Genomic DNA, 23,347 nt, shown 5'->3' on the forward strand with positions numbered 1-23,347 from the left:
TGTGGAGCAGCGTGATGTTGCGCCATTTATTTCGCCCGCGGAACGTGCGGCCGATTTCATCACCACCGAATGTATTACTGGGCATCGACATTCCGAAATACCAGCACTCTTTCAGGCACCCGCGCAGATATCACCATGGGGCATGCGGTGCCTGCACGCCGCAACGCCGTTCTGTTTGCGGGTAACCAGCAATAAGAAGTATGACGGGTATAGCGTTGAAATAAGATAATGCCGCAATGTTGTCAAATTATATTCATGTGTGGTCGTTAATTTCGGAATTCATCTTTCTGCTATCCGGAATGAAATTAACAGGGAAGTATCCTGCTACGGCGGATTATTTAATTATGCTGTTTATCGCCGTGAGTATTATCAGGTTGTTCTTTGCTTGCGAGGCGTCACCGGTTTGCGGGAGCACTGGCTGTTGAACCGGCTGAAGAAAGCGTCCCCGATTGGTAATTCTGTCGCCGACGCATGATAATGAGAGCACGATAGGTATCTGGCTGTTTGGGCCAAGGGGTTAAAGGATGAAACCATTTCGTTTAGCGGCAGTGTCGCTGGCGCTGCTGACCGCACTCTCACTCACCGGGTGTGACGACAGCAGTAAAACAGAGGCCGTCGCGCCTGCGGCATCGCCCGCGGCGAAAGAGGAGGGGGCAAAACTTGATAGCACCCAACTGGCGGCGCTGGCGGAAAAAAGCAAAGGCAAGGCGCTGACCCTGCTCGATGCCTCGGAGCTCCAGCTGGATGGCGCCGCGGCGCTGGTGCTGACATTTTCCGTGCCGTTGAAGCCGGATCAGGATTTCTCCCGCAGCGTGCACCTGGTCGATAAAAAAAGCGGCAAGGTTGACGGCGCCTGGGAACTCTCGCCCGACCTGAAAACGCTGCGGCTGCGCCACCTTGAGCCCAAACGCGAGCTGATTGTCTCTGTCGATCCGACGCTGGTGGCCCTGAACGCGGCGACCTTCGATACCTCATTTGAAAAAACCATTACCACCCGGGATATTGCCCCCAGCGTAGGCTTTGCCAGCCGCGGTTCGCTGCTGCCGGGTAAAGTAGTGGCCGGGCTGCCGGTGATGGCGCTGAACGTGGATAACGTCGATGTTAATTTTTACCGCGTTAAACCTGAATCGCTGTCGGCGTTCGTCAGCCAGTGGGAGTACCGCAATTCGTTGAGTAACTGGGAATCCGACGAGCTGCTGAAAATGGCCGAGCTGGTTTACACCGGGCGCTTCGACCTTAACCCGGCGCGTAATACCCGCGAGAAACTGCTGCTGCCGCTGGCGGATATCCAACCGTTACAGCAGCCAGGCGTCTATGTGGCGGTGATGAACCCGGCGGGGCGCTATAGCTACAGTAATGCCGCGACCCTGTTTACGTTGAGCGATATCGGCGTGTCGGCGCACCGCTACCATAACCGACTGGACGTCTTTACCCAGAGCCTCGAAAACGGCGCAGCGCAATCCGATATCGATGTACAGCTGCTCAATGCCAAAGGGCAGACGCTGGCCCAGGCGAAAAGCAACGGCCAGGGTCACGTGACGCTGCAAACCGATAAAGACGCGGCGCTGCTGCTGGCCCGTAAAGAGGGCCAGACGACGCTGCTGGATCTCAAGCTTCCCGCGCTGGATCTGGCCGAGTTCTCGATTGCCGGCGCGCCAGGATTCAGCAAACAGTTCTTTATGTTTGGCCCGCGCGATCTCTACCGCCCAGGAGAGACGGTCATCCTCAACGCGCTGCTGCGTGACGGCGACGGTAAACCGCTGGCCGAGCAGCCGGTAAAACTGGAAGTGGTTCAGCCGGATGGCCAGGTGATCCGTTCGCAGGTCAGCAAGCCGGTCAACGGCCTGTATCAGTTTACTTACCCGCTCAGTAGCGATGCGGCGACCGGCATGTGGCACGTTCGTGCCAGCACCGGCGATAACCAGCCGCGCGAATGGGATTTCCACGTCGAAGACTTTATGCCGGAACGCATGGCATTGAATCTGACGCCGCAAAACGCGCCGCTCGCCCTGAATGCCGACGTTCGCTTCGCGGTGGCCGGTGCCTATTTGTACGGCGCCCCGGCAAGCGGCAACCAGCTGCAGGGCAAGCTGTTCCTGCGCCCGCTGCGTGACGCGGTGACCGCTCTGCCGGGCTTCCAGTTTGGTGATATTGCGGAGGAAAACCTCTCCCGGAGCCTCGATGAAGTCCAGATGACGCTCGACGAAAAAGGGCATGGTGAAGTGACCACCGCCAGCCAGTGGCAGGAGAGCCATTCACCGTTGCAGGTGATCCTCCAGGCCAGCTTGCTGGAATCCGGTGGTCGTCCGGTTACCCGTACCGTGCAACAAGCGATCTGGCCTGCGGATACCCTGCCGGGGATCCGTCCCGAATTTACCCTCAAAGATGTGTATGACTACCGCACCGACAGCACCGTGAAACAGCCGGTGGTGGATGAAAACAGCATCGCCACGTTTGACGTTGTCTATGCCGATGCCAAAGGCGAGAAAAAAGCGGTCTCCGGCCTGCAGGTTCGCCTGATCCGCGAGCGTCGCGACTACTACTGGAACTGGTCAGACAGCGAAGGCTGGCAGTCGCAGTTTGATCAAAAAGATCTGCAGGAAGGCGAAACCTCGTTGGATATTCCGGCCGGGCAAACCGCGAAGGTGAGCTTCCCGGTGGAATGGGGCTCTTATCGCCTGGAGGTCAAAGGCCCGAATGATTCGGTCAGCAGCGTGCGTTTCTGGGCAGGCTACAGCTGGCAGGATAACAGCGACGGTACCGGCGCGGCGCGCCCGGATCGGGTCACCATGAAGCTGGATAAAGCCGCCTACAAACCTGGCGATACCATCAAGCTGCAGATCGCCGCGCCTGCCGCAGGCAAAGGCTATGCCATGGTTGAATCCAGCGAAGGCCCGCTGTGGTGGCAGGAGATCGACGTTCCGGCAAGCGGAATGGCGCTGTCGATTCCGGTTGATAAAACCTGGAACCGTCACGACCTTTATCTCAGCACGCTGGTGATTCGTCCCGGAGATAAATCCCGCTCCGCAACGCCGAAACGGGCGGTTGGCCTGCTGCATCTGCCGCTGGGCGACGAAAACCGTCGTCTGAACCTCGCGCTGGAGGCACCTGAAAAGATGCGTCCGAACCAGCCGCTGACGGTGAAAGTCAAAGCCAGCGTGCAGCAGGGCGACGTGCCAAAACAGGTGAACGTCCTGCTCTCCGCCGTGGATAGCGGCGTGTTGAATATTACCGATTACACGACGCCGGACCCGTGGAATGCCTTCTTCGGTCAGAAACGCTATGGCGCGGATATTTATGATATCTACGGCCAGGTCATTGAGGGGCAGGGGCGTCTTGCCAGCCTGCGCTTCGGCGGCGACGGCGACGAGCTTAAACGCGGCGGTAAACCGCCGGTAAATCACGTCACCATTATTGCTCAACAGGCGCAGCCGGTGGTGCTTAATGAGCAGGGCGAAGGTGAGGTCACGCTGCCGATTGGCGACTTTAACGGTGAGCTGCGGGTCATGGCGCAGGCGTGGACCGCCGATGACTTTGGCAGCAGCGACCAGAAGGTGGTGGTCGCCGCGCCGGTGATCGCGGAGCTTAACACGCCACGCTTCCTCGCCAGCGGCGACACGACCCGGCTGGCGCTGGATCTCAGCAACCTGACCGACCGGCCGCAAACCCTGAACGTTACGCTGAACGCCGGCGGCCTGCTACAGCTCGATGGCGGGGCCATCCCGCCGGTACAGCTGGCGCCCGGCGCCCGCAGCACACTGTTTATTCCGGTGAGCGCGCGGGAAGGTTTCGGCGATGGTCAGGTGAACGCCACCATCGACGGTCTGAATCTGCCGGGCGAGACGTTCGCTGCCATCCAGAAACAGTGGAAGATTGGCGTGCGCCCGGCTTTCCCGGCTCAAACGGTAAACAGCGGCGTGGTGCTGCAACCGGGAGAGCAGTGGCTGGTACCGGCAGCACAAACTCAGGGATTCTCGCCGGCGACCCTTCAGGGGCAACTGGTGCTTAGCGGCAAGCCGCCGCTTAACCTGGCGCGCTATATCCGCGAGCTGAAAGCTTACCCGTATGGCTGCCTGGAGCAGACCGCCAGCGGGCTGTTCCCGTCGCTTTACACCAATGCCGCGCAGCTAAAAACGTGGGGTATTGTCGGTGACAGCGATGAGAAACGCCGCGCAGCGGTGGAGATCGGCATCTCCCGCCTGCTGAATATGCAGCGTGCTGACGGGGGCTTCGCCCTGTGGGACAAAGAAGGGCCAGAGGAGTACTGGCTGACCGCCTATGCGATGGATTTCCTCGTGCGTGCGGGCGAGCAGGGCTATAGCGTGCCGACTCAGGCGTTGAATAACGGTAATCAGCGGCTGCTGCGTTACCTGCAGGAGCCGGGTCTGATGACCGTGCGTTACAGCGATGATACCGCGGCCAGCCGTTTCGCCGCCCAGGCCTATGCGGCGCTGGTGCTGGCGCGTCAGCAAAAAGCGCCGCTGGGTGCACTGCGTGAAATCTGGAACCGGCATGAGCAGGCGCGTTCCGGCCTGTCGCTGCTGCAGCTGGGGATCGCTCTGAAAGCGATGGGAGATGCCCCGCGCGGCGATCGGGCGCTGGAGCTGGCGATGACCACCCCGCGTCAGGATCAGAACCGCTGGCTTGGCGATTATGGCAGCGCGTTGCGCGACGATGCGCTGAAGCTGGCGCTGCTGGAAGAGAACAAGCTGTTGCCGGAAGCGCAGACTCGCTTACTGAACACGCTGTCAGAAGAGGCCTACGGCCAGCGCTGGCTCTCTACCCAGGAGACCAACGCCCTGTTCCTCGCAGGCCGGACGCTGCAGAATTTGCCCGGCAACTGGCAGGCGCAGACCTCGCTGCAGGCGCAGCCGCTCTCCGCGGATAAACCGCTGACCCAAAACCTGAGCGCCGATCGTCTGGCAACCCTGCAGGTCAGCAACACCGGGAATCAACCACTGTGGCTGCGCGTTGACAGCAGCGGCTATCCGCTTAGCGCGCCGCAGCCGGCGGGGAACGTGCTGGGTATCGAACGCCATATTTTTGATACCCATGGCCAGCAGAAATCGCTGAGCTCGCTACGCAGCGGTGAACTGGTGCTGGTGAAACTTGAAGTGACCGCCAACAGAAACGTGCCGGATGCGCTGGTGGTGGATCTGCTGCCGGCGGGGCTGGAGCTGGAAAACCAGAACCTGGCGAACAGCAGTGCCAGCCTGCAGGAGAACGGCGAAGGGGTGCAGAACCTACTGAACCAGATGCAGCAGGCTGATATTCAGCATATCGAATTCCGCGACGATCGCTTTGTCGCCGCGGTGGCGATTAATGAAGGACAGCCGGTCACGCTGGTGTATCTGGCCCGCGCGGTGACGCCGGGAACCTATCAGGTTCCACAACCGCAGGTGGAATCCATGTATGTTCCGCAATGGCGGGCAACCGGTGCGGCCAGCGGTCCGCTGGTTATTACACCGTAAATGCGCTGGTGGTTGCGCATATCCCGCCGCTGGCGCTGGCTGGCGGCGGGCATCGTTATACTCTGGCTGGTGGTACTGGCCGCCGACCGTTTGTGGCCGCTACCGCTCAATGAGGTGGTACCGGCCCGGGTGGTGGTGGCAGAAGACGGCACGCCGCTGTGGCGGTTCGCCGATAGTCAGGGCGTCTGGCGCTATCCGGTGACCCTGAAGGATGTGTCACCGCGCTATCTTCAGGCGCTGATCCAGTATGAAGATCGCTGGTTCTGGCGTCATCCGGGCGTTAACCCGTTGTCGGTGCTGCGCGCCGCCTGGCAGGATATGCACGCCGGGCGGGTGATCTCCGGCGGCAGTACGCTGACCATGCAGGTCGCCCGCCTGCTCGACCCTCATCCCCGTACTTTCGGCGGCAAGCTGCGCCAGCTATGGCGTGCGCTGCAGCTGGAGTGGCACCTGTCAAAAAGCGATATTCTGACCCTGTATCTTAATCGTGCCCCCTTTGGCGGCACGCTTCAGGGGATTGGTGCCGCCAGCTGGGCCTATCTCGGGAAACCGCCGGCGCAGCTGAGCTATGGCGAGGCGGCGCTGCTGGCGGTGCTGCCGCAGGCGCCTAGCCGCTTACGTCCTGACCGCTGGCCGCAGCGGGCTCAGGCTGCCCGGGATAAGGTTCTGGAGAGACTGCGCACTCAGGGCGTCTGGCCTGACAGCGCGGTGCGGGAAGCGAAAGAAGAGCCGGTCTGGCTGTTCCCGCGGCAGATGCCGCAGCTGGCGCCGCTTTTCTCGCGTCGTATGCTGGCGAGTAGCCGCGAGGAAAAAGTGGTGACTACCCTGGATGCCGGGCTTCAGCGGCAGCTGGAAGATCTGGCTCTCAACTGGAAATCGCGGCTGCCGCCGCGCAGCTCGCTGGCGATGGTGGTGGTCGACCATACCAACATGCGCGTGCGTGGTTGGGTGGGGTCGGCGGATATCACCGACGATAGCCGTTTCGGCCATATCGACATGGTGTCGGCGGTGCGCTCCCCGGGTTCGGTATTAAAACCTTTTGTCTACGGTATGGCGCTGGATGACGGGCTGATTCATCCGGCTTCGCTGTTGCAGGATGTTCCGCGACGCTTTAGCGATTATCGCCCGGGAAATTTTGACAGCGGCTTTCATGGCCCGGTCAGCGCCAGCGAGGCGTTGGTGCGCTCGCTGAATTTGCCGGCGGTGCAGGTGCTTGAAGCCTACGGGCCGAAGCGCTTTGCCGCTACTTTACGTAACGCCGGTCTGCCGCTGATGCTTCCGGCAGGCGCCGAGCCAAACCTGTCGCTGATCCTCGGCGGGGCGGGGGCGAGGCTGGAAGATATCGTTGCGGGCTACAGCGCCTTCGCCCGCCACGGCAAGGCCGCGCGGCTGCGGATGACGCCGGACGCGCCGCTGGTGGAAAGGCCACTACTGTCGCCGGGCGCGGCGTGGATCGTTCGACGGATCCTGGCCGGTGAAGCGCAGCCGGTGCCGGATGCCTCTTTGCCACAGGTGGTGCCGCTGGCGTGGAAAACCGGCACCAGCTACGGCTACCGCGATGCCTGGGCGATTGGGGTGAACGCCCGGTATCTGATCGGCATCTGGACCGGCAGGCCGGACGGTACGCCGGTGGTGGGACAGTTTGGTTTTGCCAGTGCGGTACCGCTGTTAAATCAGGTCAATAATATGCTGCTGGCACGGCCGATGACGGGGCGCGGCGGGTTGCCCGTCGACCCGCGACCGGCGTCGGTGAGCGCGGCGACGATCTGCTGGCCGGGCGGGCAGAGCCTGGCGGCGGGAGACAGCAACTGCCGTCGGCGGCTGGCGACATGGCTGCTGGACGGCAGCCAGCCGCCGACGCTGTTGCTTCCGGGTCAGGAGGGCGCTCGTGGCATTCGCTTCCCGGTATGGACTGATGAGCAAGGACGGCGCGTGGCGGCAGACTGCCCCGGCGCCGTCGAGCGGCGGATCGATGTCTGGCCGCTGCCGCTGGAACCCTGGCTGCCGGCGAGCGAGCGGCGTGCTGCCCGGCTGGGGCCGGTCTCTGCGGGTTGTCCGCCGCCGCAGGTCTTGGATGTCGCCCCGCTGGTGCTGACCGGCGTGGGGGATGGCGCGGTGATCAAACGCCTGCCGGGGGCTGCTCGGGTGATGCTGTCGTTGCAGACAAGCGGGGGAGAAGGGCGGCGCTGGTGGTTCCTGAATGGTGAACCGCAGGCGGCGTCCGGCTCCAGTGCAACCTTGCCACTGGAACAACCTGGCCGCTATCAGCTGGTGGTGATGGAGGAAAGTGGCCAGATCGCTACCGCCAGTTTCACGCTGCAATAAGTGGAATTTGCATTGACTGGCTGGATTTGTTGTTTAAGGTCGCTTTTTTTTAAAAAAATGTTACCTAAACACATAGGCAACGGCGGCAGATGATGATTATAATTCGCGCCGTATTTATCGGTCTCATCTGCGAAACAGAACAACATATATAAGAGGTTATCATGGCTATTGAACGTACTTTTTCCATCATCAAACCAAACGCGGTGGCAAAAAACGTTATTGGCGGCATCTTTTCTCGCTTTGAAGCTGCAGGGTTTAAAATTGTCGGCACCAAAATGCTGCATCTGACCGTTGAGCAGGCTCGCGGCTTCTATGCTGAGCACGAAGGTCGCCCGTTCTTCGACGGTCTGGTTGAGTTCATGACCTCTGGCCCGATCGTTGTTTCCGTCCTGGAAAGCGAAAATGCCGTGCAGCGTCACCGTGACCTGCTGGGCGCAACCAACCCGGACAACGCGCTGGCGGGCACCCTGCGCGCTGACTACGCGGACAGCTTCACCGAGAACGGCACCCACGGTTCCGATTCTGTTGAGTCTGCGGCTCGCGAAATCGCGTTCTTCTTTGCTGAAGGCGAGGTTTGCCCGCGCACTCGCTAATCCTCGTCGTCTTTTCGGCCGTCGCTGTGTTGGCTTCGCGCGTTCACCCCGGTCACATAGTTATCTATGTTCCCGGGGATTTACTTGCTCGCCGCCTTGCGACAATCGAAAAGCCATAGAGGATTAAGTACGCCGTAACAGATTTTTTCATCATTGCCGCGTGCAAACGTGGTATTGATACGCCAGAATTTGTACAATGCAGCGCCCCTGAACGAGCACTCGTTCTCAGGGGCGTTTCTTTTTTCAACCCTCCTGGGGCCATAACGTGTAACAACGAGGCCGGAATCGATTATGTCTGAACATATTGTCACACCTGATAACGCCGCTCTGCCGGTGCCGAACAAAGATGCCAAAATCAACCTGCTGGATCTGAACCGTCAGCAGATGCGCGAGTTTTTCAAAAACATGGGCGAAAAGCCTTTCCGCGCCGATCAGGTGATGAAATGGATGTATCACTATTGCAGCGATGATTTTGATGATATGACCGATATCAACAAAGTGCTGCGCAACAAACTCAAAGAAGTCGCGGAGATCCGCGCGCCGGAAGTCGTCGAAGAGCAACGCTCCAGCGACGGCACCATCAAATGGGCGATTGCCGTTGGCGATCAGCGCGTTGAAACGGTCTACATTCCGGAAGACGATCGCGCCACTCTGTGCGTCTCGTCGCAGGTCGGATGCGCGTTAGAGTGTAAATTCTGCTCGACGGCGCAGCAGGGCTTTAACCGTAACCTGCGGGTGTCGGAAATCATCGGCCAGGTCTGGCGCGCGGCGAAAATCGTCGGTGCGGCCAAAATTACCGGCCAGCGCCCGATTACTAACGTGGTGATGATGGGGATGGGCGAGCCGCTGCTGAACCTGACCAACGTGGTACCGGCGATGGAAATCATGCTCGATGACTTCGGTTTTGGCCTGTCAAAACGTCGCGTCACGCTGTCTACCTCTGGCGTCGTGCCGGCGCTGGATAAGCTTGGCGATATGATCGATGTGGCGCTGGCGATCTCCCTGCACGCGCCGAACGATACGATTCGTGATGAGATCGTACCGATCAACAAAAAGTACAACATTGAGACTTTCCTGAACTCGGTTCGCGGCTATATTTCTAAATCCAACGCCAACCAGGGTCGCGTCACCATTGAGTACGTGATGCTCGATCACGTTAACGATGGCACCGAGCATGCGCATGAACTGGCTGCGCTGTTGAAAGATACGCCGTGCAAGATCAACCTGATCCCGTGGAACCCGTTCCCGGGCGCGCCGTATGGCCGTAGCTCCAACAGCCGTATCGACCGTTTCTCCAAGGTCCTGATGGATTATGGTTTCACCACCATCGTCCGTAAAACCCGCGGAGACGACATCGATGCCGCCTGCGGTCAGCTGGCCGGCGACGTTATCGACCGTACCAAACGTACGATGCGTAAACGTATGCAGGGTGAAGCGATTGAAGTGAAAACGGTCTGATAAATAACGCAGCGCGCGTCATAAAGCGCGTGCTGCGTATTTAAGCCTAATCGCCAGGCGAAATACGCCAGTTCAGGCAATAATTACGGTGCGTTTCTGTCGACTTTGAGGCAGTATGTAGCGGCACTACAACCGCTTAGCATGCAGTATTGATAAGTATATGTGAGAGTTAGCCAGGCGGATTTATACTCATTGTATGTCGTTTAGCAGATGTTTCGCGGCGCGGGTCTGACCGGCGCTGAACTTTAAATTCACGTACCAGTAGTTGTCGAATGAATACTGAAGCCACTCAAGACCATCAAGAAGCAAATACCACGGGCGCGCGTCTGCGTAATGCCCGCGAACAACTCGGACTCAGCCAGCAAGCGGTGGCTGAGCGCTTATGCCTGAAAGTGTCCACGGTTCGTGACATCGAAGACGATAAGGCGCCTGCCGATCTGGCTTCCACCTTCCTGCGCGGTTATATCCGCTCCTATGCGCGTCTTGTCCACATTCCGGAAGAAGAACTGTTGCCGATGATGGCAAAACAGGCCCCGATCCGTGCGGCAAAAGTTGCGCCGATGCAGAGCTTCTCGCTGGGCAAGCGCCGTAAAAAGCGTGACGGCTGGCTGATGAGCTTCACCTGGCTGGTACTGTTCGTGGTGATTGGCCTCAGCGGCGCCTGGTGGTGGCAAGACCATAAAGCGCAGCAGGCAGAGATTACGTCCATGGCCGACCAGTCGACCGCGGAGTTAAACGCCGGCGACAGCAACCAGAATATTCCGCTGGATACCGGAGCAAGCAGCACAGCGCCGGACAACGCTGGCGACATCGCCAACAGCGCACCTGTTGATACCACCCCAGCGCCAGCGGCCACCGCTCAGGCGCCGGTAGACAACAACGCCGTCGTGGCGCCGTCTCAGGCCAATGTGGATACTGCCGCAGCGACACCGGCTCCGGCCACGCCGCTGCCAACTAACCCGGCTGATGCTACCGCAACCGCGGCAGCCGCTCAGGACCTGGTGCTGAACTTTTCCGCTGATTGCTGGCTGGAAGTCAGCGATGCGACCGGCAAAAAACTGTTCAGCGGTTTACAGCGTAAGGGCGGTAACCTGAACCTCAGCGGTCAGGCGCCTTACAAACTGAAAATCGGTGCTCCGGCAGCCGTACAGATTCAGTATCTGGGTAAACCCGTCGATTTAAGTCGTTTTATCAGAACTAACCAGGTTGCGCGTCTGACCCTTAGTGCCGAACCAACTGCGGCGCAGTAACAGACGGGTAACGCGGGAGATTTTTCATGCATAACCAGGCTCCGATTCAACGTAGAAAATCGAAACGTATTTACGTTGGGAATGTGCCGATTGGCGATGGTGCCCCCATCGCCGTCCAGTCGATGACCAATACGCGCACCACCGATGTGGAAGCGACAGTAAATCAAATCAAAGCCTTGGAACGCGTTGGCGCGGATATTGTCCGCGTCTCGGTGCCGACGATGGATGCGGCAGAAGCGTTCAGGCTCATCAAACAACAGGTCAATGTACCGCTGGTCGCCGATATCCACTTTGATTACCGTATCGCCCTGAAAGTGGCGGAGTACGGTGTGGATTGCCTGCGTATCAACCCGGGCAATATCGGCAACGAAGAGCGTATCCGCACGGTAGTGGATTGTGCTCGCGATAAAAATATTCCGATCCGTATCGGCGTCAACGCCGGTTCGCTGGAAAAAGATCTGCAGGAAAAATACGGTGAACCGACGCCGCAGGCGCTGCTCGAATCAGCGATGCGCCACGTCGATCATCTCGATCGTCTGAACTTCGATCAATTCAAGGTCAGCGTGAAGGCGTCAGATGTGTTCCTGGCCGTTGAATCGTATCGCCTGCTGGCAAAGCAGATCGATCAGCCGCTGCACCTCGGGATCACCGAAGCCGGCGGCGCGCGCAGTGGCGCGGTGAAATCGGCGATCGGCCTCGGTCTGCTGCTCAATGAAGGGATCGGCGACACGCTACGCGTTTCGCTGGCGGCGGATCCTGTTGAAGAGATCAAGGTTGGATTCGATATCCTGAAATCTCTGCGTATTCGCGCGCGCGGCATTAACTTCATCGCCTGCCCAACCTGCTCCCGTCAGGAATTTGACGTGATCGGCACCGTCAACGCGCTGGAACAGCGCCTGGAAGACATCATCACGCCGATGGATATTTCAATTATCGGCTGTGTGGTGAACGGTCCTGGCGAAGCGCTGGTATCGACGCTCGGGGTGACCGGCGGCAATAAAAAAAGCGGCCTGTATGAAGACGGCGTGCGCAGAGACCGACTGGATAATGACGATATGATCGATCAGCTGGAAGCGCGTATCCGTGCCAAAGCCTCGATGCTCGATGAAGCGCGTCGTATCGACGTTCAGCAGGTCGAAGAGAAATAATCTGGGGCGGTATATCACTTCCCGTGTATGATTGAACCTGCAGACGCGCGGCGTCGGGGTTCATTTTTGTATATATATAAAGAGATTAAACGTGGCAAAGAACATTCAAGCCATCCGTGGCATGAACGATTATCTGCCGGGCGAGACCGCTCTCTGGCAGCGCATTGAAGGCTCACTGAAACAGGTACTCGGCAGCTACGGTTACAGCGAAATCCGTTTGCCGATTGTAGAGCAGACCCCGTTATTCAAACGCGCGATCGGTGAAGTCACCGACGTGGTTGAAAAAGAGATGTATACCTTCGAAGACCGCAATGGCGACAGCCTGACGCTGCGTCCGGAAGGGACGGCGGGCTGCGTACGTGCCGGCATCGAACATGGTCTCCTGTACAATCAAGAACAGCGCCTGTGGTACGTCGGGCCGATGTTCCGCCACGAACGTCCACAAAAAGGGCGTTATCGTCAGTTCCACCAGATGGGTGTTGAAGTCTTCGGCCTGCAGGGCCCGGATATTGACGCTGAGCTGATCATGCTGACCGCTCGCTGGTGGCGTGAACTGGGGATTGCCGATCACGTCGCGCTGGAGCTGAACTCTATTGGTTCGCTGGAAGCTCGTGCCACCTATCGTGATGCGCTGGTCGCCTATCTTGAGCAGTTTAAAGATAAGCTCGACGAAGACTGCAAACGCCGCATGTACACCAACCCGCTGCGTGTTCTGGATTCCAAAAATCCGGAAGTGCAGGCGCTGCTGAACGACGCGCCGGCGTTAGGCGACTACCTGGATGAAGATTCTAAAGCGCATTTCGCCGGGCTGTGTGCTCTGTTGGATGACGCCGGTATTCGCTACACCGTGAACCAGCGCCTGGTGCGCGGACTGGATTACTACAACCGTACCGTGTTTGAGTGGGTGACTACCAGCCTCGGCTCGCAGGGAACGGTGTGTGCCGGTGGTCGTTATGATGGCCTGGTGGAGCAACTGGGCGGGCGTGCAACGCCGGCTGTGGGCTTCGCGATGGGTCTGGAACGTCTTGTTTTACTGGTCCAGGCAGTTAATCCGGAATTTAAAGCCGATTCCGTTGTCGATATATACCTGGTAGCCTCCGGAACCGACACCCAGTCCGCCGCAATGCGTCTGGCTGAGCGGGTTCGCGATGCGCTGCCCGGCGTTAAGCTGATGACTAACCACGGCGGCGGCAACTTTAAGAAGCAGTTTGCCCGCGCGGACAAATGGGGCGCTCGTGTTGCTCTGGTGGTCGGTGAGTCAGAAATTGCTGACGGAAACGTGGTGGTGAAGGATTTACGCTCAGGTGAGCAAACTACCGTAACGCAGGATAGCGTTGCTGCGCATTTGCGCGCACTACTGGGTTAATCTCCCGGGAATCATTAGTCAGGAGAAGGACTGCGTGGAAACGTATAACAACGAAAACGATCAGGTCGATGCGCTCAAGCGTTTCTTTGCCGAAAATGGTAAAGCGCTGGCCGTTGGTGTGATTTTAGGGATTGGTGCGTTGGTTGGCTGGCGCTACTGGAGCTCTCATCAGCAGGATACGGCGAGAGAGTCGTCTTTATCCTATGAGAACGCGATTTCTGGGCTCAAATCAGACAAGCCTGAAGCGCTGACGACGGCAGAGAAATTTGCGGCTGACAACAAAAATACCTACGGTGCGTTCACCTCACTGGAACTGGCGCAGCGTTTTGTTGACAAGAACGATCTGCAAAATGCCGAAAAGCAGCTTCAGCAGGGCCTCGCCGCGGCGCCGGATGATAACCTGAAGTCGGTTATCAATATGCGTCTCGCGCGTGTACAGCTGCAGCTGAAGAAACCAGATGAAGCGCTGAAAACCCTTGATGGTATTAAAGGCGAGGGCTGGGTTGCTATCGTTGCCGATCTCCGTGGTGAGATTCTGCTCGATAAAGGCGATAAGCAAGGCGCGCGCGCAGCCTGGGAAGCTGGCGTGAAAAGCGATGCTTCACCAGCGCTCAGCGAAATGATGCGTATGAAAATAAATAATCTGTCCATCTGAGAGGGACTCGATGCAATTGCGTAAATTACTTTTGCCAGGGCTGCTTTCCGTTACCTTATTAAGCGGTTGTTCGTTGTTTAACAGCGAAGAAGATGTGGTGAAAATGTCGCCACTGCCGACGGTGGAAAATCAGTTTACGCCGTCCACGTCCTGGAGCACCTCTGTTGGCGATGGTATCGGCGAATTCTATTCTAACCTGCACCCGGCTTTTGCGGACGGTGTGGTCTATGCGGCCGATCGTAAAGGCACCGTCAAAGCGCTGAATGCTGACGATGGTAAAGAAGTCTGGTCAATTAACCTGGCTGAGAAAGACGGCTGGTTCTCACGGACCCCGGCGCTGCTTTCCGGTGGTATCGCGGTCTCCGGCGGCCATGTCTATATCGGTAGCGAAAAAGCCCAGCTGTACGCTCTGAATACCAGCGATGGTACCGTGGCGTGGCAGGCGCGTGTCGCCGGTGAAGCGATTTCTCGTCCGGTCATCAGCGACGGCATGGTGCTGGTGCATACCAGCAACGGCCAGCTGCAGGCGCTGAACGAAACGGATGGCGCGGTCAAATGGACCGTCAACCTGGATATGCCGGCGCTGTCTCTGCGCGGTGAATCTGCTCCGGCGACCGCCTATGGCGCAGCCATCGTTGGCGGTGATAACGGTCGCGTGAGCGCCGTGCTGATGCAGCAAGGGCAGATCATCTGGCAGCAGCGTATCTCCCAGGCAACCGGCCCGACTGAAATTGACCGTCTGAATGACGTCGATACCACTCCGGTTATCGTTAATGGCGTGGTTTATACCCTGGCGTATAATGGTAACCTGACGGCGCTGGATCTGCGTAGCGGCCAGATCATGTGGAAACGTGAGCTGGGCTCCGTGAACGACTTTATCGTTGACGGCGATCGTATCTACATGGTCGATCAGAATGACCGCATCCTGGCGCTCTCCACTGAAGGTGGTGTTACGCTGTGGACGCAAAGCGATCTATTACATCGCCTGTTAACGGCGCCGGTGTTGTATAATGGCAACCTGGTCGTTGGCGATAGCGAAGGCTATATGCACTGGATTAACCCAGAGGATGGTCACTTTGTGGCCCAGCAGAAAGTGGATAGCTCCGGCTTCCGTACCGACGCGGCAGTAGCCGATGGTCGACTGCTGATCCAGGCAACAGACGGCACGCTGTATTCCATTACGCGTTAGTCGTAGCGACATACCCAGTTGACCGGGTTGCTTCGTGCGACGGGAGACAGCGGTATAGTGCATATTGATAAACGGCCCCTGGCACACAGGGGCCGTTTTGACTTTTTTAAAAACGTCGTCAAAACGACGTTGCATAGCAATTTGTAAGAGGCATTTAACATGATACCTGTGGTCGCGCTTGTCGGGCGCCCTAATGTTGGAAAATCCACGCTTTTCAACCGTTTGACGCGCACTCGTGATGCGTTGGTCGCGGATTTCCCGGGGCTGACTCGTGACCGTAAGTACGGTCGTGCTGAAGTTGAAGGTCGCGAATTTATCTGTATCGATACCGGCGGTATCGATGGCACAGAAGATGGCGTTGAAACCCGGATGGCGGAACAATCCCTGCTGGCGATTGAAGAAGCGGACGTGGTGCTGTTTATGGTTGATGCCCGTGCGGGCCTGATGCCGGCGGATACGGCGATCGCGAAACACCTCCGTTCTCGTGAAAAACCAACCTTCCTGGTGGCGAACAAAACTGACGGTATCGATGCCGATCAGGCGATTGCCGATTTCTGGTCGCTGGGGCTGGGTGATATTCACCCGATCGCGGCGTCTCACGGTCGCGGTGTTACCAGCCTGCTGGAGCACGTCCTGCTGCCATGGGCAGAAGAAATCGACCCTTCGGAAGAAGTCGATGAAGATGCGGCTTACTGGGCGCAGTTTGAAGCCGAGCAAAACGGCGAAGAAATTGAAGAGCCGGAAGATGACTTCAACCCGCAGGATCTGCCGATCAAACTGGCGATTGTCGGCCGTCCGAACGTCGGTAAATCAACGCTGACCAACCGTATTCTTGGCGAAGATCGCGTTGTGGTCTACGACATGCCGGGCACCACCCGTGACAGCATCTACATTCCGATGCAGCGCGATGAGCGTGAATATGTGCTGATCGACACCGCGGGCGTGCGTAAGCGCGGGAAAATTACCGATGTAGTCGAAAAGTTCTCGGTGATCAAAACCCTGCAGGCGATCGAAGACGCTAACGTCGTGATGCTGGTTATCGATGCCCGTGAAGGCATCTCTGACCAGGACCTCTCTCTGCTGGGCTTCATCCTCAACAGCGGGCGTTCGCTGGTGATTGTCGTCAACAAATGGGACGGCCTGAGCCAGGAAGTCAGAGAGCAGGTCAAAGAGACCCTGGACTTCCGTCTGGGCTTTATCGACTTTGCCCGTATCCACTTTATCTCCGCCCTGCACGGTAGCGGCGTGGGTAATCTGTTTGAATCCGTACGCGAAGCCTATGACAGCGCAACCCGTCGTGTCGGGACGGCGTTGCTGACCCGTATCATGACCATGGCTGCCGAAGATCACCAGCCGCCGCTGGTGCGCGGTCGTCGCGTGAAGCTGAAATATGCTCATGCCGGTGGTTATAACCCACCGATCGTGGTTATTCACGGTAACCAGGTGAAAGACCTGCCGGATTCTTACAAACGCTATCTGATGAACTACTTCCGCAAATCGCTGGAAGTCATGGGGACGCCGATCCGTATCCAGTTCAAAGAGGGCGAGAACCCGTTTGCCAACAAACGTAATACCCTGACGCCGAACCAGATGCGTAAGCGTAAGCGCTTGATTAAACACATCAAGAAAAGCAAATAATGGAAAACCCGCCGCTGGCGGGTTTTTTTATCCCTCAGGAACGCATCCTGCCACTGAATGAATCCGCAGCGGACGACGGTGCGGCGTGTATAATAACCGTATACTTTTTACTGATTATCTGGCAATCACGATGGCAGGGTCACGATGCAAGTAGGATTTATTGGACTGGGTGCGGTTGTCGAAACTGCCTATCTTCCGGCTCTCGGGCGTCTGGCGATACCGCTCACGGCGTGCTGGGGCTTCGATGCTAATGCCGGGAGAAAACTGCCGGGCATCACCTGCTGTGAGTCGCTGGCGGCGCTGCTCGACAAACCACTGGATCTGCTGTTTATCACCACCGCTTCGTTACAGCATCTACCGGTGCTGGAAGCGGCGCTGGCCTCAGACTGTCCGCGCATTGTGGTGGAAAAGCCGGTTGTTGCTACCCTGGAACAGATTGCCCGTCTGCGGGCACGGCTTAGCGATCCGCATACCGCGCGGCGGGTTCTGGCGCTCGATCACTGGATGGCGCGTGATGGCGCGCTGAAGCTGGCCTTAGGTGAGCTGGACGCCCGTTGGGAAGGTCCGGCGCTAAGCCGCCAGCCGCTGGTCTCTTCAATCCGCGACATCGTCCGTATCGACGGCTTTTTGCAGGAGCCTAGCGGTTTTAATGCAAACGGCGAGCCGGTGGCGCTCAACTTTGCCACCGGTGAACCTGACACCCGTCAGCTGCGCCATCCCGATGGCGTGATCCTCGATATCGGTACCCATGTGCTGGCCATGCTGCGCGAAACCATTCGCTACTGTGGTGGGGAAGATGACATTCATCTTGCGGTCCGGCAGGCCAGCGACCGGCTCGGTCGCGCCATCGCGCCAGGCGATTTTCACACTGCAGAAGGCAGCGCCCACCTGACAGGGGAGATCAGCGGTCTTGCGCTTAATATCTGGCTCAACAAATATGCCGGGCCTTCCGGAGGTCAGAAAGGGCTTCGCCTGTGGCTGCGTGACGGGCGGATCATCAGCCAGGATCGCCGTGATAATTGCGAGGTGGTGTCGTTGATTGACGGTGAGCGCGTCGACAGCTGGCGGCGCGCTGGTGCCATCTACGACCACTGCCTGGGAGAGCATATTCTGGGCGACAACAGCCTGTTTGTCCGCGCGCCCGATGAGGTCGCCCGCTTAACCCAGCGGCGGATCAACGAGGTGGCGCTGCTGCTGGAGCTACAGCAGCAATTACGCGGGCCGCACTGAAGCGGATGTCATGATAAACTGGGCAGATAAACCTTCAGTAAGGAATCACCATGGAACTTGCCTGTCCTGTTTGTCATGCGCCGCTGGAACTGCAGGGGCAGAGTGCGCACTGTAGCCACTGTGCAACAGACTTTGCACCGGAGGCCCGCTGTCCGGATTGCCACCAACCGCTCGAGGTATTAAAGGCGTGCGGGGCGGTGGATTATTTTTGTCAGCACGGACACGGGCTGATCTCGAAAAAGCGTGTGGAGTGGGTTCTGCCTGAGTAAGGCGGATGCGCCGTCAGGCTTTCCTGGCCCGTGTTTTCTTCACGGGCGTGACCACGGTAACTTCACTTTCTACCCAGCCGTCATTCAGGCGAGTGGAGAGCCGATCGCCGGCCTTCACCTGTTTGGTTTGTTTCAGCACTTTGCCATCGCTGGCTGAAGTGACGCTATAGCCGCGCGCCAGCGTCGCCAGCGGGCTGACGGCTTCGAGATGGGTCACCATGCTGCCAAAACGTTCGCGTTGATCGCTTAAGCGCGCGCGCATGTTCTCGGCAAGACGATATTCCAGCTGTTGAATCCGTGACTGAATGCGATGAATACGCGGCTGCGGGTTCTGCATATTCAGGCGTTGTACGATGCGCTGTTGACGCTGATCGGCACGCTTCATCTGCGTTTCAAGCGCCTGACGCATACGCTCACGCAGGCGTTCCAGAGTCGTTTGCTGGCGCACCAGGCGCAGCTGAGGATGCTGCTGCTGAAGGCGGTGGAACAGCTGGGTAAAGCGACGATGACGGTTGGCGATGAAATAGTCCATCGCCATTTCCAGGCGCTGCTGACCGGATTGCAACTGGCGTAACAGCTCCTGCTGATTGCGGCTGACAATTTCCGCAGCAGCAGAAGGGGTTGGCGCTCGCAGGTCAGCGACAAAATCGGCGATGGTCACGTCAGTTTCATGCCCGACAGCGCTGACGACCGGAATACGGCTGGCAAAAATCGCCCGCACGACCCGTTCATCGTTAAAACTCCATAAGTCTTCCAGCGAGCCGCCGCCGCGACCCACGATCAGTACGTCACACTCTGCACGTTGGTTGGCTAAGGCGATGGCGCGAACGATCTGCGCTGGCGCATCGTCACCCTGCACCGCGGTCGGGTAGATAACCACCGGCAGCGACGGATCGCGCCGTTTGAGCACCTGCAAAATGTCGTGCAGCGCCGCGCCGGTTTTTGAGGTGATCACCCCGACGCAGTGGGCCGGAGAGGGGAGCGCTTGCTTATGCTGTTGCTCGAACAGGCCTTCCGCCGCCAGCAAGGCTTTTAGCTGCTCATACTTCTGCTGCAGCAAGCCTTCACCGGCGGGCTGCATGCTTTCAACAATAATCTGATAATCGCCGCGCGGCTCATACAGGGTGATATTGGCGCGAACCAGCACCTGCTGCCCGTGCTGCGGGCGGAAGGTGACCCGACGGTTGCTGTTGCGGAACATCGCGCAACGCACCTGGGCGTTATCGTCTTTTAAGGTGAAGTACCAGTGACCGGAGGAGGGCTGGCTGAAGTTTGAGATCTCGCCGCTGATCCAGACCTGACCCATTTCCTGTTCCAGCAGCATACGAACCGTCTGATTAAGGCGGCTGACGGTGAAAATGGAGGGAGATTTAGATGGCAACATGTGAGCAAGATCAAATTTTAAATCAGCAGGTTATTCAGTCGATAGTAACCTGCTGAGGGGCAATCGCAAGTATTATTTTCAAAAAAGGGTGGATGCAATCGGTTACGCTCTGTATAATGCCACGGCAATATTTATCCACCCTGGTCGAGATATTGCCCATGCTACGTATCGCTAAAGAAGCTCTGACGTTTGACGACGTCCTCCTCGTTCCCGCTCATTCTACCGTTCTGCCGAATACTGCCGATCTCAGCACTCAGCTGACGAAAACCATTCGTCTGAATATTCCAATGCTCTCCGCAGCCATGGATACCGTAACGGAAGCGCGCCTGGCAATTGCCCTGGCACAGGAAGGCGGCATCGGCTTTATTCACAAAAACATGTCTATCGAACGCCAGGCGGATGAAGTTCGCCGCGTGAAGAAACATGAATCCGGTGTGGTTTCTGACCCACAGACCGTCCTGCCGACCACCACGCTGCGTGAAGTGAAAGAACTGACCGAACGTAACGGTTTTGCCGGTTATCCGGTGGTGAACGAAGACAACGAACTGGTGGGGATTATCACCGGCCGTGACGTGCGCTTCGTGACCGATCTGAACCAGCCGGTCAGCGTTTACATGACCCCGAAAGAGCGTCTGGTCACCGTGCGTGAAGGCGAAAGCCGCGACGTCGTGTTTGCTAAAATGCACGAAAAACGCGTTGAAAAAGCGCTGGTCGTGGATGCCGGTTTCCATCTGCGTGGCATGATCACGGTTAAAGACTTCCAGAAAGCGGAACGTAAACCGAACGCCTGTAAAGATGAGCACGGTCGTCTGCGCGTTGGTGCAGCGGTTGGCGCTGGCGCAGGTAACGAAGAGCGTGTTGATGCGCTGGTTGCTGCAGGCGTTGACGTACTGCTGATTGACTCCTCCCACGGCCATTCCGAAGGCGTTCTGCAGCGCATCCGTGAAACCCGTGCTAAATACCCGGACCTGCAAATCATCGGCGGTAACGTCGCAACGGGTGCCGGTGCTCGTGCCCTGGCTGAAGCCGGCGTGAGCGCGGTGAAAGTGGGTATCGGCCCTGGCTCTATCTGTACGACCCGTATCGTGACCGGCGTGGGTGTTCCGCAGATTACCGCGGTATCTGATGCTGTCGAAGCCCTGGAAGGAACCGGTATTCCGGTTATCGCCGACGGCGGTATTCGTTTCTCCGGTGATATTGCCAAAGCGATCGCCGCTGGCGCCGCGGCCGTCATGGTTGGTTCCATGCTGGCAGGTACCGAAGAATCTCCGGGTGAAATCGAACTTTACCAGGGGCGTTCTTACAAATCTTACCGCGGTATGGGTTCTTTGGGCGCGATGTCCAAAGGCTCTTCAGACCGTTATTTCCAGAGCGACAACGCGGCAGACAAACTGGTACCGGAAGGTATCGAAGGCCGTGTTGCCTATAAAGGCCGCCTGAAAGAGATCATTCACCAGCAGATGGGCGGCCTGCGCTCCTGTATGGGACTGACCGGTTGTGGTACCATCGACACCCTGCGTACTAAAGCGGAGTTCGTGCGTATCAGCGGGGCTGGTATCCAGGAAAGCCACGTTCACGACGTGACGATCACCAAGGAATCCCCGAACTACCGCATGGGCTCCTGATTTTCATCGCCCGGCCATGCGCCGGGCGATTTTATTTAATCGATACTGCTCTGGAATAAACGTCAATGACGGATAACATTCATAAACATCGCATTCTAATCCTGGACTTCGGTTCTCAGTACACCCAGCTGGTTGCACGTCGCGTACGTGAATTAGGGGTTTATTGCGAGCTGTGGGCCTGGGACGTGACAGAAGCTCAAATTCGTGAGTTCAACCCAAGCGGCATCATTCTTTCCGGCGGCCCGGAAAGCACCACCGAGCATAACAGCCCGCGCGCACCGCAGTATGTGTTCGACGCTGGCGTGCCGGTATTTGGCGTGTGCTACGGCATGCAGACCATGGCAATGCAGCTGGGCGGTCATGTTGAAAGCTCTACCGAGCGTGAATTTGGCTACGCACAGGTCGAAGTTAAAACCGACAGCGCGCTGGTTCGCGGTATTGAAGACTCCCTGAGCGCTGCTGGTCTTCCGCAGTTGGACGTGTGGATGAGCCACGGTGACAAAGTTACCGCTATCCCGTCTGACTTCGTGACCGTTGCCAGCACCGAGACCTGCCCGTTTGCCATTATGGCCAACGAAGAAAAACGCTTCTACGGCGTGCAGTTCCACCCGGAAGTGACCCATACCCGTCAGGGCCAGCGTCTGCTGGAGCGTTTTGTGCTGGACATCTGCGGCTGCGAAGCGCTGTGGACCCCGGCAAAAATCATCGAAGATGCGATTGTTCGCATCCGCGAGCAGGTTGGTAACGACAAAGTTATCCTCGGCCTGTCCGGCGGCGTTGACTCCTCGGTCACCGCGATGCTGCTGCACCGCGCTATCGGTAAAAACCTGACCTGCGTCTTCGTCGACAACGGCCTGCTGCGTCTGAACGAAGCCGCTCAGGTAATGGATATGTTCGGCGACCACTTCGGCCTGAATATCGTTCACGTTGAAGGCGAAAACCGCTTCCTGACCGCGCTGGCGGGCGAAAACGACCCGGAAGCCAAGCGTAAAATCATCGGCCGCGTATTCGTTGAAGTGTTCGACGAAGAAGCGCTGAAACTGGAAGATGTTAAATGGCTGGCACAGGGTACTATCTACCCTGACGTTATCGAGTCTGCCGCTTCCGCAACCGGTAAAGCGCACGTCATCAAATCTCACCACAACGTGGGCGGCCTGCCGAAAGAGATGAAGATGGGTCTGGTTGAACCGCTGCGTGAGCTGTTCAAAGATGAAGTGCGTAAGATTGGCCTGGAGCTGGGCCTGCCGTACGACATGCTGTACCGTCACCCGTTCCCGGGCCCAGGTCTGGGTGTTCGCGTGCTGGGCGAAGTGAAGAAAGAGTACTGCGACCTGCTGCGTCGCGCGGATGCTATCTTCATCGAAGAACTGCACAAAGCTGACCTGTACAACAAAGTGAGCCAGGCGTTCACCGTGTTCCTGCCGGTCCGTTCCGTTGGCGTCATGGGCGATGGCCGTAAATACGACTGGGTCGTCTCCCTGCGTGCGGTCGAAACCATCGACTTTATGACCGCCCACTGGGCGCACCTGCCATACGATTTCCTTGGCCGCGTGTCCAACCGCATCATCAACGAAGTGAACGGTATCTCCCGCGTGGTGTATGACATCAGCGGCAAACCGCCAGCAACGATTGAGTGGGAATAATCTCCCGGCGTGATTAAACAAAACCCTCTGTTTTTACAGAGGGTTTTTTCGTTTTATGGGTTCCCAATCATTCAATCGGAAGTGAGAATTCTGCATCTTGTTG

The 23,347-nt window shown here is 57.9% G+C and carries 15 protein-coding genes; 14 read left to right on the forward strand and 1 reads right to left on the reverse strand.

Translation table 11 applies throughout. The annotated features are described in order from the left end of the window. Positions 1 to 524: 524 nt before the first annotated feature. From HF679_RS00300 to HF679_RS00355, 12 genes are all read left to right on the forward strand, one after another. Complete coding sequence (locus tag HF679_RS00300; RefSeq protein ID WP_187042485.1) at positions 525 to 5,471, forward strand: alpha-2-macroglobulin family protein; 4,947 nt, start codon at positions 525 to 527, stop codon at positions 5,469 to 5,471. After that, positions 5,472 to 7,796: a peptidoglycan glycosyltransferase PbpC gene (pbpC, locus tag HF679_RS00305; protein WP_123755375.1), complete on the forward strand. Its 2,325-nt coding sequence runs from the start codon at positions 5,472 to 5,474 to the stop codon at positions 7,794 to 7,796. A gap of 161 nt (positions 7,797 to 7,957) precedes the next feature. Next, positions 7,958 to 8,389, forward strand: coding sequence for a nucleoside-diphosphate kinase (gene ndk / locus HF679_RS00310; RefSeq protein ID WP_041146713.1), 432 nt, complete (start codon positions 7,958 to 7,960; stop codon positions 8,387 to 8,389). Positions 8,390 to 8,680: 291 nt separating this feature from the next. Next, entirely contained in the window at positions 8,681 to 9,847 is a 1,167-nt protein-coding gene (locus tag HF679_RS00315) for a bifunctional tRNA (adenosine(37)-C2)-methyltransferase TrmG/ribosomal RNA large subunit methyltransferase RlmN (protein ID WP_123755374.1), read from the forward strand. A gap of 272 nt (positions 9,848 to 10,119) precedes the next feature. After that, complete coding sequence (gene rodZ / locus HF679_RS00320) at positions 10,120 to 11,097, forward strand: cytoskeleton protein RodZ (protein WP_123755373.1); 978 nt, start codon at positions 10,120 to 10,122, stop codon at positions 11,095 to 11,097. Positions 11,098 to 11,123: 26 nt separating this feature from the next. Beyond that, positions 11,124 to 12,245: a flavodoxin-dependent (E)-4-hydroxy-3-methylbut-2-enyl-diphosphate synthase gene (gene ispG / locus HF679_RS00325; protein ID WP_123755372.1), complete on the forward strand. Its 1,122-nt coding sequence runs from the start codon at positions 11,124 to 11,126 to the stop codon at positions 12,243 to 12,245. A gap of 91 nt (positions 12,246 to 12,336) precedes the next feature. Further along, entirely contained in the window at positions 12,337 to 13,611 is a 1,275-nt protein-coding gene (gene hisS / locus HF679_RS00330) for a histidine--tRNA ligase (protein ID WP_123755371.1), read from the forward strand. A 34-nt stretch (positions 13,612 to 13,645) separates the two neighbouring features. Further along, a complete protein-coding gene (locus HF679_RS00335; protein WP_174507706.1) occupies positions 13,646 to 14,266 on the forward strand; it encodes a YfgM family protein in 621 nt (206 codons plus the stop codon). Between the two features lie 10 nt (positions 14,267 to 14,276). After that, a complete protein-coding gene (bamB, locus tag HF679_RS00340; RefSeq protein WP_123755369.1) occupies positions 14,277 to 15,455 on the forward strand; it encodes an outer membrane protein assembly factor BamB in 1,179 nt (392 codons plus the stop codon). Positions 15,456 to 15,614: 159 nt separating this feature from the next. Then, positions 15,615 to 17,093: a ribosome biogenesis GTPase Der gene (gene der / locus HF679_RS00345; protein WP_123755368.1), complete on the forward strand. Its 1,479-nt coding sequence runs from the start codon at positions 15,615 to 15,617 to the stop codon at positions 17,091 to 17,093. Between the two features lie 144 nt (positions 17,094 to 17,237). Next, a complete protein-coding gene (locus HF679_RS00350) occupies positions 17,238 to 18,323 on the forward strand; it encodes a Gfo/Idh/MocA family oxidoreductase (RefSeq protein WP_123755367.1) in 1,086 nt (361 codons plus the stop codon). 50 nt (positions 18,324 to 18,373) lie between these two features. Further along, a complete protein-coding gene (locus HF679_RS00355; protein ID WP_123755366.1) occupies positions 18,374 to 18,592 on the forward strand; it encodes a zinc ribbon domain-containing protein in 219 nt (72 codons plus the stop codon). Positions 18,593 to 18,605: 13 nt separating this feature from the next. Here the strand turns inward: HF679_RS00355 and xseA are convergent, their stop codons facing one another. Then, positions 18,606 to 19,976, reverse strand: a complete 1,371-nt coding sequence (gene xseA / locus HF679_RS00360) for an exodeoxyribonuclease VII large subunit (protein ID WP_123755365.1) — start codon at positions 19,974 to 19,976, stop codon at positions 18,606 to 18,608. A 158-nt stretch (positions 19,977 to 20,134) separates the two neighbouring features. Here xseA and guaB point away from each other — a divergent pair, with 158 nt between their 5' ends. Further along, on the forward strand, positions 20,135 to 21,601 hold the full coding sequence (gene guaB / locus HF679_RS00365; protein WP_123755364.1) for an IMP dehydrogenase: 1,467 nt from the start codon (positions 20,135 to 20,137) through the stop codon (positions 21,599 to 21,601). Positions 21,602 to 21,666: 65 nt separating this feature from the next. Further along, complete coding sequence (gene guaA, locus HF679_RS00370; protein WP_123755363.1) at positions 21,667 to 23,244, forward strand: glutamine-hydrolyzing GMP synthase; 1,578 nt, start codon at positions 21,667 to 21,669, stop codon at positions 23,242 to 23,244. Positions 23,245 to 23,347 lie beyond the last annotated feature (103 nt).

Origin of the sequence: Enterobacter sp. JUb54 (assembly GCF_014298075.1) — a bacterium.
GTDB classification, from domain to species: domain Bacteria; phylum Pseudomonadota; class Gammaproteobacteria; order Enterobacterales; family Enterobacteriaceae; genus Klebsiella; species Klebsiella lignicola.